Here is a 12,851-nt window from a genome sequence, read left to right on the forward strand (position 1 = left end):
GAGGAGGGCAACGCGACGATGGAGTATACAACACTGGGACGTTCAGGTCTTAAAGTAAGCCGTCTATGTCTGGGTACGATGAATTTTGGTGTCGATACGGATGAGAAGGAAGCCTTTCGCATTATGGATGCTGCGCTGGATGCAGGGATTAATTTTTTTGATACGGCGAATATTTATGGCTGGGGCGAAAATGCAGGACGCACGGAGAAAATAATCGGACGTTGGTTTAAGCTGGGCGGCGGACGTCGTGCAAGAACCGTGCTGGCAACTAAGTTTTATGGGGATATGCAGGACAAGACAGATGGACCTAACGGGGAACGTGGACTGTCCGCCTATAAGCTGCGCCGTCATCTGGAAGGCTCGCTCAAGCGGCTGAAGACCGATCATATCGAGCTGTATCAGATGCATCACGTCGATCGCAATGTTTCCTGGGCGGAGCTATGGAACGCATTTGAGCATGCTGCGGCTAGCGGGCAGATCGGCTATGTCGGCTCCAGCAACTTTGCAGGCTGGGACATGGCGGTCGCTCAGGGCGAAGCCAAGGCGCGCGGCTTGCTGGGACTGGTGTCCGAGCAGCACAAATATAACCTGCTCTGCAGGCTGCCCGAGCTGGAAGTGCTGCCAGCCGCAGAGCATCTGGGCATCGGCATTATTCCGTGGAGCCCGCTGGACGGCGGATTGCTCGCAGGCAACTGGCATCGCGGCGGCGCAGGCAAGCGCAGCGGCGATCCGAAGCGGCTCGATAAGCACCGCGAGCAGTTGGAGGCTTTCAGTGCACTCTGCGATGAGCTGGGAGCACGGGAGGATACGGTAGCCCTCGCCTGGCTGCTGGCTAACCCGGCGGTCACCGCGCCGATCATCGGCGTGCGGACGCTGGAGCAGTTCCAGCGCTCGCTCAAGGCGGTGGAGCTGAAGCTGGACGAGCAGGCGCTCGCGCGGCTGGACGAGATATTCCCAGGGCCGGGCGGCGATGCGCCGCGGGCGTATGCCTGGTGACCTAACAGGCAACTGTGTACCAGTAAGTACAACAAGGCCAGGAGGCGGTCATGCGCTGCTCCTGGCCTTGTTGCGGGAGAGGGCGGCTATATTAGTAGGTTGAACAACAGCGGGTCTTTGTTCAATTCGGTGAACTGCAGCCCCTTCGCCTGCATCCTGGCAATGAGCGGCTCGTAGTCACTGCGCTGCTTCAGCTCCAGACCCACAAGCGCCGGGCCGTTGTCCTTGTTCGTCTTCTTCGTATATTCGAAGCGCGTTATATCGTCGTCTGGCCCCAGCACATCATCCAGGAACTCGCGCAAGGCGCCGGCACGCTGCGGGAAGTTCACCATGAAGTAATGCTTCAAGCCCTCATAGACCATGGAGCGCTCCTTGATCTCCTGCATGCGATCCACGTCATTGTTGCCCCCGCTCACGACACAGACCACGGTCTTGCCAGCGATCTGCTCACGGTATGGCTCCAATGCGGCGATCGCTGTTGCTCCTGCCGGCTCGGCAACAATTGCGCTCTCGTTGTACAAGTCCAGCATAATCGTGCAGATGCGACCCTCGGCTACAGTAATAACATCGTCCAGGTAGTGGCTGCACAGTTCAAATGTCAGATCGCCCACCCGCTTGACAGCCGCACCGTCTACGAATTTGTCAATCTCCTCCAGTGCCGTTACCTCGCCCCGTTCACGGGATATCTTCATCGATGGAGCTCCCTCCGGCTCTACGCCGATCAGCTTCACCTGGGGCTGTACTGGCTTCACATAGGAGCCGACGCCGGCCGCCAGCCCGCCCCCGCCGACGGTCACGAAGATATAGTCGGGCACAGTATCGGACTGCTCCAGTATCTCCATCCCTACCGTTCCATTGCCCGCTATAATCTTAGGGTCATCGAACGGATGAATGAAGGGCATCTGCTCCCGCTCGCTGGCGGCGATGGCCTCGGCATAGGCATCATCGAATGTATCCCCCACAAGAATGACTTCAACCATGCTTCCACCGAAGAACCGCACCTGATTCACCTTTTGACGCGGAGTGGTGCTGGGCATATAGATTTTGCCGGGAATGCCAAGAGTCTGGCATGAGTATGCCACGCCCTGCGCGTGGTTGCCTGCGCTCGCGCAGACGACGCCGTGGAGCGGGGCGGCAGCGGATAAGGACTTCATCAGGTAATAGGCGCCGCGCAGCTTGAAGGAGCGGACGACCTGCAGATCCTCGCGCTTGAGCAGGACGCGGCAGCCGTACCGTTCAGACAGCGCGCGGCTATGCTGAAGCGGGGTGCGAATGACGACATCCTTCAACTGATGCTGGGCAAATACAATATCCTCTAAGGGCACGCGATGTGCCGCGTTCGTTTGGTGCTCCATGGATTGTTCCTCCTACCCATCTGTATATGATATATTGTTAAATGCAAAAAAATCCCGCCCCTCAAGGGACGAGATTCGAACTCGCGTAACCACCCTAATTCCAGCCTCAGCCTCTACATATCCATTCGATAGTCAAGGAAGCGCCAGCACTCTGCAACGTACATGCATACGTGTTCCCTGTAACGGGGGACAGCCGTCCGCAGCTTACAGTCTGGCGCGCAAAGCTCAGCCATGCGTCCTGCCAAAGTTCAGTGGGGCTTCTCGGGGAGGATACCATATCTGCCTGCAACCGCCGGCTTCCAGCATGAACCGGCTCTCTGGGGGATGCTCATGGCATGATCGATGTGTTCCCGTCAATGAATTATTACCCTCTTTATACTCCTGTCCTGCGCAAATGTCAACTGTCTCTCGCAAAAATAGGCATGCTGCTCTTCATCTGTATAACGAGCCGTGATGCTGATTCTAACGCTAGCGGCCTCTGACCGGAAGGCTCCACGCATGAAGCGCTGAGCTTGTCTTACAGCTCTGCTCTTGTGCCGAAGGCTGGTGCGTTCAGCTCTCGGCACGCGGTGCGTCGCTGCATACGGCGGTTGGGGGGAATCACAACGTGACGCTCCTCGAAGTCATGCTCTATGCGAGCAAACGGCTGGTTACGACAAGCATCTGCTCCATCTGCTCCGCAGTACCGATGCTGATACGCAGCTTGTCCTCAAGCCGATCTGCCCGGAAATGACGCACGTAGATGCCGTTCTGCTCCAGACGCTCTGCCAGTGTAGCTGCATTTACAGCCTGTGGCGGAGGCGTGCAGAGCAGGAAGTTGCCCTGTGAGGGCAGCACGACCCAGCCTGCTGCCCGCAGCGCCAGGCTGAATGAGGCGCGCGTCTGACGGATCGCCTCCGCTCCCCGTCTCATATGAGGCTGATCGGCGAGGGCTGCAATCGCCAGCCGCTGGCTTAGAGCATTCAGAGGATAGACACCCTTGATCTTCTCCAGACCACGAATCAGCGCTCGTCCTCCGAAGACACAGCCGACGCGAGCTCCAGCGAGCGCATAAGCCTTGGAGAAGGTGCGTAGCACCAGCAGATTAGGCAGCTCATGGATAAGACGAATGACGGATTGATCCGAATCCGCGAAATCCATATAAGCTTCATCGATAATGACGAGCGCCGAGGTGCTCCTGGCGAGCCGTTCAACCTGCTCAGCAGACAGCAGCAGGCCGGTTGGAGCGCCTGGGTTGACGAGGAAGATGGCGCGGGCATCGCAGGCCGCTGCCGCCAGCTCCTCTGTGTCAATCGTAAAGTCGGGTCGGGCAGCCACACGCACCACCTCGGACTGCCATGCGGCTGCTGCATTATCGTACAGGGCAAAGGTGGGGTAAGGGATAACCGCCTTCCCCCCCAGCCCGATGAAGGCGCGGTAGATAAGCTGGATCAGCTCGCTGGAGCCATTGCCGCACAGCACTTGCTCTGCGCTGACACCGTAGTGAGCCGCCAAGGCTTCTCTTAGCTCGCCCCCCTGTGAATGCGGATAGCAGCGGATCAGCTCGCTCCCCGAATCCTGCAACGCCTGCAGAACGAAGGGGGAGGGAGGATAAGGATGCTCATTTTGGTGCAGTCTGGCAACCGTTAATCCGCTAGCGGGCTGGGTGCCAGGAATATAGGGCTGAAGCCGCTCAATATGCGGCAAGGTGTATTGGGTCAGGTTCATCGGTAGAACGCCTCCTGTATAGGGATAGCGGCTGGCCAGCCTAGATGATACGATAAGTGTACGTGCTTCATGGCTTTAAGGAAATGTACAAAATTGACGAAATTAAAATGACAGATGAATACAAGCAAGGAGGCGGGAACGATGCTGGAATTAACGCCAACGTTAGACGAATCGGCTGATGCACCATTATTCGTGCAGTTGTATCGTTATTTGCGCGCAGAGCTGTTGAGCGGAGCCATTCCGCCAGGCACACGGCTGCCCTCTATTCGCAGCCTCGCAGCGCATCTGCGCCTCAGCCGCACGCCGGTTGCCCAGGCCTACGAGCAATTGCAGGCTGAAGGCTACCTTCATAGCCGTCCACGCAGCGGTTACTATGCTTCACAGTTGCAAGAGCGCTCGCCTGCAATAAGAGAATCGCCGTCCAGGACATCCGCGCCCTTGCACACCTATCATGCCCGTCACAGCGATCCGATCGAATATGACTTCGGCTATGGCAGTGTGGATACGAGTCAATTCCCCATCTCCAGGTGGCACAGGTGGCTTAGCCGCTGCATGAAGCAGGACGGAGGCCGCCTGCTGTTGTATGGCGAGCTGCAGGGGGAGCCTGAGCTGCGCCGTGAGATCGCCGCCTACCTGCATCAGCTGCGCGGCGTGCGCTGCTCGCCGGATCAGATCGTGATTGGGGCCGGGACATACCATTCACTCGATCTGCTGTTCCAGTTGCTGGAGGGCGAGGTGCAGCGACTTGCTGCCGAGGAGGCGGTCAATGAAGGCATCCGGGCGCTGCTCGCTCGCTTCCGCTTCGATTGTCGTCCGCTGTGTCTGGAGGACGATGGCATCCGCATCGAGGAGGTGGTGGAGAGTGGCGCGCAGGCTGTGTATGTGACGCCATCGCATCAATTTCCCTATGGGATGACACTGTCGGCAGGCAAGCGGCTCCAACTGCTGGATTGGGCCTCGCATAGCGGCAGCCTGATCATCGAGAATGATTATGATGGTGAGTTTCGTTACGGCGGCGGCAGGCCGATCCCTTCCTTGCAGAGCATGGATGAGACGGGGAGCGTCGTCTACATTGGCACCTTCTCGCGTGTGCTGACTCCGGCCATCCGCATCAGCTACATGGTGCTACCGCCGCGGCTGCTGGACAAGTTTGGGGCGTTTGCCCAGCGGTACGACCAGTTGGCCTCTCCGATATTTCAGCATGCTCTTAGTGAGTTCATGGCCTCTGGCGATCTGTCGCGCCATATTCGGAGAATGCGGGCGCTCTATCAGACGAAGCAGCAGGCTATCACCTCGCGGATCGCAAGTCTGCTGGGGGAGCAGATGGATATGATTGGCGCCGCTTCGGGGCTGCATCTGCTGCTCCGTGATCACAGATCGCGGAGCGAGCACGATCTCATTGAGCGTGCAAGGCAGCATGGGGTTAGCGTATATCCCGTCTCTCCGTATGCACTGTTGCCTGAGCGGGCGGCTGAGGGTACCGTGCTGCTGGGCTATGGGGGGCTTACGGTGTCTCAGATTGGAGAGGGCGTGTCCCGACTGGCCGATGCCTGGAGCTGATCCTTGTAAAGTGGCTGGTGGCGCAGGGCGTCTGCTCGGTGGCAAGTCCTGCCATCCAGATGCAAGGTGGATTCCATGCTTCCCTTCCCTCGATCTCTAGGCTATAATCAGGTCGTGTGTCCAATTATTAGGGGGAGGCAATAAGGATGAAGAAATTGAAGCTTGTCCAGCAGGTTGCTGAGGAAGGTGTAGTAGCCGTACTGCGTGGGGACACCCCGGATGAAGTGGTAGAGATGGCAGAGCAATCGATTGCTGGCGGAATCAAAGTGATCGAGATTACGATGACGGTGCCTTTCGCGCTGCGTGCGATCGAGAAGCTGGCTGCCAAATATTCAAGCACTACCTCGGACCCATCCAAATATGCGATTATCGGCGTCGGTACGGTGCTGGACCCTGAGACAGCGCGCGCTGCTATTCTGAGCGGTTCAGAATTTGTCGTCGGGCCATCTCTGAATGCTGCGACTGTTACGTTGTGCAACCGCTACCGCGTGCCGGTCATGCCGGGTGTAATGACCGTCAAGGAGATTCAGGAGGCGCTGGAGCTGGGCGTTGACATTGTGAAGCTGTTCCCGGGCAACCTGTACTCGCCATCGATGATCAAGGCGATCAAAGGACCTATGCCGCAGGCGAACATTATGCCAACAGGCGGCGTATCGCTGGACAACCTCGGTGAATGGATCAAGGCAGGGGCTGTTGCTGTCGGTATCGGCTCCGATCTGACGACGGCTGCGGTCAAGCAGGGGAACTATGCATTGATTGCTGAACGTGCTGCACAATATATTGCTGCTTACAAGGCTGCCAAGGGCTGAGCCGGTTAACTCCATTCCTTTAGGATGGAGCAGGACAGCCAACGCATACCCGAGTGAGGCATGGCGATCTGATCGAGAGGATTGCCATGCCTTACTCGGGTTTTTGTTATGCCTGAAGGTATGTTTCTGATCCAGAGCGACTACTATTCTATAGGGAGGGGAGCATGCTAGTAACCTGCGTTGCTCTTTGCTGCTGTGGTACAAGATGATTTACGTATAGAGGTGGATGTTCACGGCGATTTACTTTATACTGGAGTAGACAGCTTTACAGGTCAGGGAGGTACCAAGGAACATGCAGCCATTGCGCTCTGAGGAGCAGAAAAAACGCGACATTGCCAATCGACGAAGCTTTTCCTTTCGCTTAAATATATTCTTTTTCCTCACTTTTTTTGTATTTTCTGTACTCATCGTCCGACTTGCCGTTCTACAGTTTGTTGAGGGCCCCGAGCTGAGGGCAAAGGTCACCAGCATCGGCACCCGCTATGTCAAAATTCCGCCCATTCGTGGCAATATCTATGATCTGAATAGTGAGCCAATCGCTTATTCGACGTCCACACAATCGCTCTATTACACCATTCAGCCTGACACCACAGAGGACAGTGCGCGCGAGATGGCCAGGCATTTGGCTGCGGCATTCGAGGAGCTGGGCAACGCAAGCAAAGCCAAGGACGGCCAAGATGCCGCGAGCGGCAGCGCAGGAAATTCCAGTGGTGGAGAGGATGGCAGCAGCGAGGCTAACGGGGGAAGCAGCGCGCACCTGACCGCGGAGAAAATCTTTGAGCTGATGGACATCAAGGGCAGAATTACCTATGTCTTCGAGCCGCGTCGGATCAAGGCCGGCGTGAACGAGGAAGAGATTGCCTATTTCATGGAGAATGCCGATCTGTACCCTGGAGTGGATATCATCGAGGAGAGTATCCGTCACTACAGCGAGGATACGGTGGCCGTGCAGCTCGTCGGCTACATGAAGGGCTTTAATGCATTGTATCAGGAGCAGAATGGCCTGACGAAATATCAGGAAATCAAGCAGCAGAATTCCACACGCGACCCGGTTGACCAGTATCTGGATAAGGAACGGGTCGGCTATGACGGGCTGGAGCTGATGTATCAGGATGAGCTGCGCGGCAAGAATGGTGTCAAGCGCTACCCGGTCGACAGCATGAACCGGATTATCGGTCCGATGGAGTTCACTGCGCCAGAGAAGGGCAATAACCTGTTCCTGACCATCGACAAAAATGTCCAGCTCCGGGCAGAAGAAGCGATAATGAACCATCTGGAGAAGATTCGCACCTCCTCCAACCCGCGCGAGCGTGCCAAATATGCGCGTACCGGCTACGCTGTGGCGATGGAGGTCAAGACAGGCAAGGTTGTAGCGATGGCGAGCATGCCGGACTATGATCCGAATGTGTGGCAGAGCACCATTACGAAGGAGCAGTCTGAATATCTGCAATACTTTATTAATAACGGCACCATCCGCACCTCGATGCCTTATTATGAAGACCCGAATGAGGTCAAGAACCATCCCTCGTCTCTCGTTTACCTGGGCTCGACACAGAAGCCGCTGACGGTGCTGCTCGGGCTGAATGAGAAGCTGTTCACCCCGCAGTCGACCTACTACGACCGTGGAGCGTTCTACTTCGGGCGCGAGGGTCACAAGACGAGTGTCTCCAACGCGGGCAACAAGGCTAACGGACTATTAAGACCATGGGAAGCTATTAAACAATCCTCCAACGCCTTTATGTCGGAGATGATTGGCAACCGGCTGTACATGAAGCCGGGGGATGAGGGGCTGCAGATCTGGGATCGCTACATGGAGCAATTTGGGCTCGGCGTGCTGACCGGCAGCGGACTGCCGAACGAGTCCAAGGGCGTTAAGGACTACTTCAGCGAGAGCAGCGGCAGCGCCCAGGCGGCGCTCGTCTTCGCTTCCTTCGGTCAGCAGGGGCGATACACGGCACTGCAGCTTGCGCAATATACGACCATGCTGGCGAACCGCGGCAAACGGATGAAGCCGCAATTCGTCAATGAGATTCGTGATGCCAAGGGCAATCTGGTGCAGGGCTATACGCCCGAGGTGCTCAATGAGGTCGATATTCCAGATGCGTATTGGGAGGTAATCGAACGGGGGATGTCCCAGGTGTCTGTCAAGGGATTTGACGGATTTCCGTATAGCTTCAACCGGAAGACGGGAACGTCCCAGCAGGACGTAGGCAAGCGCAAGCGGGTGGAGAATGCGGTCTTCATCGCCTACGCGCCAGCGGACAATCCGGTGCTGGCGGTGGCGGTGGTCGTGCCGGATGGCGGCTATGGCGGCTGGGGCGCGGCGCCGATCGCACGGCAAATATTCGATGCGTATGATGATGAGATCGGCTTGACCGGCACGCCCAAAAACCCGACACGCAAGCAGTCTGATGGAGCGGCCGATGCGGGCAGCGCGGCAGGCGCTGACGGAGAGCAGGGAACGGGCGGGCAACAGAGCACTGCGGATGGCAGTGCCAACGGTCAGAGTACGACGAATGTCCCAGGAACTGCTGGTACGGCCAGCGGCCAGTCTGCTCCCGGGGCGCAGTAAGCCGCAGAGGATTTAAAGACAGGCGAGCAACGCTCGGGCAAGATCGGCTTGCCCGGAGGCGATACCGCGCCTTCAACCCCGCATTCGATCGGAGCACAAGAAAGCAGCAGGCGGTTGCCTGCTGCTTTCTGTGCCATTGGGGGTGTTGCCGTTAGGCGAGAATGGGGATAGACAGGCTCAGGCTGCTCCATAGCGCGGCCTGGCAAACCGGAACGTCGCCTATGCCGTAGCGCCATAATGCCAAGGCGCGCGTCGCGCATCGCTTAGCCATCCAAGCTGGGCTGGTACATCCGCATGCTCGGGTGTGAATGACGGGCAGCTACAGCTACGTCCAGCGGGCTGCCCAGAGCTTCATTTCCTTCAATATATTGTGCAGGTCTTGCCCCTTGGGGGTCAGCGTATATTCGACCGTTACGGGAACAGTAGGGAATACCTCACGCTCCAGCACCCCTTTCTCCTCCAGGTGGCGCAGCGTCGTGGTGAGCGCGCGGGGGCTGACCTCGGGGATGGAGCGCTGAAGCTCGGCGAAGCGCCTCGTTCCGCAGAACAGCTCGCGCAGCACGAGAAAGGCCCATTTACCGCTTAATACCTCCAATGTTTTCTCCACATTGCACTCTATGACGACAGGCTCCTTGGGAACATAGTTATTGGCAGACAATTGTCGTTCTCCTTTCACCGTCTGTCATGCCGCGATGCAATCGACAACTAGGGTACGGGCTGCTCTTGACCGTATTTGCTGGCGAAGAGTCAAGCTTGCTTGGCCCAGGGGCACGGGAGTAGCGTTCCAGAGACCGGTAGCGTTCTCACAAGAGAGGCAGCAGTTGGAGCGAGAGAGCTGCATAACGCACCAGCATCCGTTGCCTCACAGCCGTTCTATCCTTGCAGCACGAGCAGATAACATCAGGTATCTTAATAATGTTAGTATACCTTGCGGAGTAGAAGATGCAAATAAGCTTGTTGCAGCCCCGGTGCTGCAACAAGCTTGTTCGACGTGCGCAATAATCCGGTCACGCCGGTAGCCATCATCAGGAGAATGATAGGATCGGCTTGAGTCCCTCCAGGTTGCGCGGAAGCTCTCCACTATCCGATAATAATATCCTCCTTCGGATAGTGGAAATTTTGCTTGCGTTGATTGGTGCGGAACAGAAAGAGCAGCGAGAGCACGCCAATCCGCCCAATGAACATAATGAGAATGAGCACCCATTTGCCACCGGTAGTCAGTTGATCGGTAATGCCCATCGACAGGCCGCTGGTGCCGAACGCAGAGCACACCTCGAAGATGAGCGAGACGAGCGGCAGATGATTATGCTCGGTATACGCCAGCAGGATCGTACTGGAGATGACGATCATCGTAGCTGCGGTGAAGACGACAAAGCTCTTGGTAATGTCCTCCTGCTTCACTGTGCGGCGGAAGATACGCACCTCGCTGCGACCTGCAGCGTAATGGACGAGCGTCAGCAGAATAACAGCAAAGGTGGTCGTGCGGATGCCCCCGCCGACACTGGATGGACTGGCGCCGATGAACATCAGCGCAGACAGAAGCATCTGCGTCGGCATGCTGAAATCATTAATATCCATCGTATAGAACCCGGCGCTGCGCGTAGAGACAGAATTGAACAGCGAATAGAACAGCTTCTCGTGCCAGGTGAGCGAGGCGAAGTACAGGCTGTTCTCCAGCAGCCAGATGCCTGCAGCCCCGAATACGATCAGGATGAGAAACATCAGGCCCGTTACCTTCGTGTACAGGGAGAAGCGATAACGCTGCTCATTGCGCCTGGAGAAATATTGCCGCAGCTCGATCAGCACTGGAAATCCGATCGCTCCCAGCAGCACTAACAGCATCGTCACCATCTGCACGAGATAGTCGTCCCGGAATGGAGCCAGCGAGTCGCCATAGATGTCAAAGCCCGCATTCGTGAAGGCCGAGATCGAATGGAATGCGCTATGGACGAAGGCCGTCAGCCAGTCGTCATAGATGCCAGCAAGCTTGAAGTAGACAGTCAACACCGCGGCGCCTGCAGCTTCAATAATCAGGGTCAGGATAAAAACGAGCCGCAGCAGCATAACCAGCCCGGAGAGATTATTGCGGTTCTGGTCGACCATAATCAGCTTCCTGTATGAAAGACTGATATTGCGTCCGAGTATAAGCCAGAGGAAGACACCGAGCGTCATAATGCCGATGCCGCCAAGCTGGAACATGCACAGCAGCGCAATCTTGCCGAACTCGCTGAAGGTTTCGGCCGTGCCGACGACCGTCAGACCTGTAACGCTGACTGCGCTCGTGGCAGTAAACAGCGCGTCCATCCAGGAGAGGCGTGCCCCCTCTTGCCAACTGATAGGCAGCCGCAGGATGATCGTTGAAAGAATGACAGCTAGTAAATAGCCGAGCACGATGAATTGAGTGGGCGTGATCCGGTTGGATGCCTGTTTGAGCCGGGATTTCATATGAACTAAGGTGCCTCCAAAATGTAAATGTGAACGCTATGTAATCTGTCCGATATGTTCAGCATAGCCATGATGTTCGTGAATAATGCTATCATACCTGATTCCATGAAAAGAAGCCATGCGGAGGTCGAAAAGCTGTTACATTCGGCAACTATTGGTAATACTATGGAGAGAAAGGGGGGAGCAGGGTGGCTATATTGCCGATTCACGAACGCCTTGCGGAGCTGTGGACACTCAAGGGGACGCGAGATTTGTCCGACCAGGAGACGATGGATATGGAGCATTGTCTAGCGGTGAATGCCTCGTATTGCCGCGAGCTGGCTCATCTGCGCAATCTGTCCTTGCTGGCGTCCATGACAGGGGATACGAGGTGGCAGCATGAGATCTGCTCGCAGATCGAAAAGCTGTCAGGCGCACCGCCTGCTCCGCCCCGATAATATGTTTAGCAATAGCTTCTCAAGCTGCCCGGAACAGCCGCTGCAACGGTGGTTCCGGTTCTTTGGCGTGCGGCGAAATTAAATTTGACACTGATAATCATTATCAGTAAAATATAAAGCATGAACCTACTCAGGAGGAGGTATCGTCTTGGCGACGGAGGGCAAGCCTGCCGATCAGGATTGGATATTATTTCATTTTTCATCTGTCAAAGTGTTTGGCGAGAACGCATTGATCGCAGCGCCGATGGGACAAGGTGTCATGCGTAAATATACATCAGGAAGCTGGGAGCGTGTGGAGGAGGGGCTGCCGCCGCAGACGCATGTGAATCGTCTGTATGTGCAGGAGCGGCTGTTGTCGGCGTGCACCAATAACGGCTTATTCTATTATACGGGCGAGCAGTGGGAAGCTTCATCGCTGGCCATCGGCTGCTATCAATTCCGTCAGGTTGGCAAAACCTCACTGGCTGCGACACAATATGGTTTTTGGAGCGGTATGCGCGACCACTGGCATAATCTGGCGTTCCCGAATGAGATCGTCTATGATTTTCTCTATTTGCCTCAATATATCATACTAGGGATGGAGAAGGGCGTAGCGATCTATGATCGGCTAGAGGATGACTGGATGGAATTCAAGCTGGGCGCGGCGGTAACCTCGCTTGCCGTCTTCGGCGGACGGGTTATCGGTGTTACGGAGCAGGGGGAACTGATGCAGGGGGATGGAAGAGGCGGCTTCCAGACCTTCAGCTTTGACGGATTATTTCTGTTCTCTGTCGTCACGAAGGGGAAGGATGTCTATCTCTGCTGTGACCGCGGGCTGTACAGACTCGGTCTTGTCGGGGGGCGCATCTCGCTGATCTCGTTAAAGCTGGGTTGTCCTGTGACAGACATCGACACGGACGGCGACCAGATGTATCTGGCCACACTGTTCGAGGGCGTACAGACGATGGGCAATGAACGCTAAGGAAGCGGA

At 56.4% G+C, this 12,851-nt stretch carries 10 protein-coding genes; 6 read left to right on the forward strand and 4 right to left on the reverse strand.

The features are described 5' to 3' along the window. Nucleotides 1–18 precede the first annotated feature (18 nt). The gene (locus tag ACY1JZ_RS12585; RefSeq protein WP_270166074.1) at nt 19–996 is read left to right on the forward strand and encodes an aldo/keto reductase; all 978 of its coding nucleotides are present in this window, start codon (nt 19–21) and stop codon (nt 994–996) included. 86 nt (nt 997–1,082) lie between these two features. Here ACY1JZ_RS12585 and ilvA read toward each other — a convergent pair whose 3' ends face one another. Together ilvA and hisC are read right to left on the reverse strand one after the other, a co-directional pair. Continuing rightward, nucleotides 1,083–2,351: a threonine ammonia-lyase IlvA gene (gene ilvA, locus ACY1JZ_RS12590; RefSeq protein ID WP_462629446.1), complete on the reverse strand. Its 1,269-nt coding sequence runs from the start codon at nt 2,349–2,351 to the stop codon at nt 1,083–1,085. Between the two features lie 630 nt (nt 2,352–2,981). Further along, entirely contained in the window at nt 2,982–4,058 is a 1,077-nt protein-coding gene (hisC, locus tag ACY1JZ_RS12595; RefSeq protein WP_462629448.1) for a histidinol-phosphate transaminase, read from the reverse strand. Nucleotides 4,059–4,199: 141 nt separating this feature from the next. Between hisC and pdxR the strand changes: the two genes are divergently transcribed. From pdxR to ACY1JZ_RS12610, 3 genes are all read left to right on the forward strand, one after another. Next, on the forward strand, nt 4,200–5,618 hold the full coding sequence (gene pdxR / locus ACY1JZ_RS12600; RefSeq protein WP_462629450.1) for a MocR-like pyridoxine biosynthesis transcription factor PdxR: 1,419 nt from the start codon (nt 4,200–4,202) through the stop codon (nt 5,616–5,618). 146 nt (nt 5,619–5,764) lie between these two features. Continuing rightward, nucleotides 5,765–6,427 (forward strand): bifunctional 2-keto-4-hydroxyglutarate aldolase/2-keto-3-deoxy-6-phosphogluconate aldolase, encoded by a 663-nt coding sequence (locus ACY1JZ_RS12605; protein ID WP_462629452.1) that lies wholly within the window; start codon nt 5,765–5,767, stop codon nt 6,425–6,427. Between the two features lie 292 nt (nt 6,428–6,719). Beyond that, nucleotides 6,720–8,999: a peptidoglycan D,D-transpeptidase FtsI family protein gene (locus tag ACY1JZ_RS12610; RefSeq protein WP_462629454.1), complete on the forward strand. Its 2,280-nt coding sequence runs from the start codon at nt 6,720–6,722 to the stop codon at nt 8,997–8,999. Between the two features lie 325 nt (nt 9,000–9,324). Here the strand turns inward: ACY1JZ_RS12610 and ACY1JZ_RS12615 are convergent, their stop codons facing one another. Then, complete coding sequence (locus ACY1JZ_RS12615) at nt 9,325–9,657, reverse strand: winged helix-turn-helix transcriptional regulator (RefSeq protein ID WP_270166068.1); 333 nt, start codon at nt 9,655–9,657, stop codon at nt 9,325–9,327. A 422-nt stretch (nt 9,658–10,079) separates the two neighbouring features. After that, nucleotides 10,080–11,444 (reverse strand): TrkH family potassium uptake protein, encoded by a 1,365-nt coding sequence (locus ACY1JZ_RS12620; RefSeq protein ID WP_462629456.1) that lies wholly within the window; start codon nt 11,442–11,444, stop codon nt 10,080–10,082. Between the two features lie 188 nt (nt 11,445–11,632). Here ACY1JZ_RS12620 and ACY1JZ_RS12625 point away from each other — a divergent pair, with 188 nt between their 5' ends. Both ACY1JZ_RS12625 and ACY1JZ_RS12630 read left to right on the forward strand, forming a co-directional pair. Further along, nucleotides 11,633–11,881 carry a DUF7667 family protein gene (locus tag ACY1JZ_RS12625; RefSeq protein ID WP_442954783.1) on the forward strand — a complete coding sequence of 83 codons (249 nt, stop codon included), beginning with the start codon at nt 11,633–11,635 and terminating at the stop codon, nt 11,879–11,881. A 148-nt stretch (nt 11,882–12,029) separates the two neighbouring features. Further along, entirely contained in the window at nt 12,030–12,842 is an 813-nt protein-coding gene (locus ACY1JZ_RS12630) for a hypothetical protein (RefSeq protein WP_462629459.1), read from the forward strand. The last annotated feature ends 9 nt before the right edge of the window (nt 12,843–12,851 follow it).

It is taken from the genome of Paenibacillus sp. J5 (assembly GCF_054955055.1).

Bases quoted from the DNA above. Each gene is read 5' to 3' on its own strand.
- ACY1JZ_RS12610 (WP_462629454.1), top strand. From the start codon at position 6,720: ATGCAGCCATTGCGCTCTGAGGAGCAGAAAAAACGCGACATTGCCAAT.
- pdxR (WP_462629450.1), top strand. From the start codon at position 4,200: ATGCTGGAATTAACGCCAACGTTAGACGAATCGGCTGATGCACCATTA.
- ilvA (WP_462629446.1), bottom strand. From the start codon at position 2,351: ATGGAGCACCAAACGAACGCGGCACATCGCGTGCCCTTAGAGGATATT.
- ACY1JZ_RS12605 (WP_462629452.1), top strand. From the start codon at position 5,765: ATGAAGAAATTGAAGCTTGTCCAGCAGGTTGCTGAGGAAGGTGTAGTA.
- ACY1JZ_RS12585 (WP_270166074.1), top strand. From the start codon at position 19: ATGGAGTATACAACACTGGGACGTTCAGGTCTTAAAGTAAGCCGTCTA.
- hisC (WP_462629448.1), bottom strand. From the start codon at position 4,058: ATGAACCTGACCCAATACACCTTGCCGCATATTGAGCGGCTTCAGCCC.
- ACY1JZ_RS12620 (WP_462629456.1), bottom strand. From the start codon at position 11,444: ATGAAATCCCGGCTCAAACAGGCATCCAACCGGATCACGCCCACTCAA.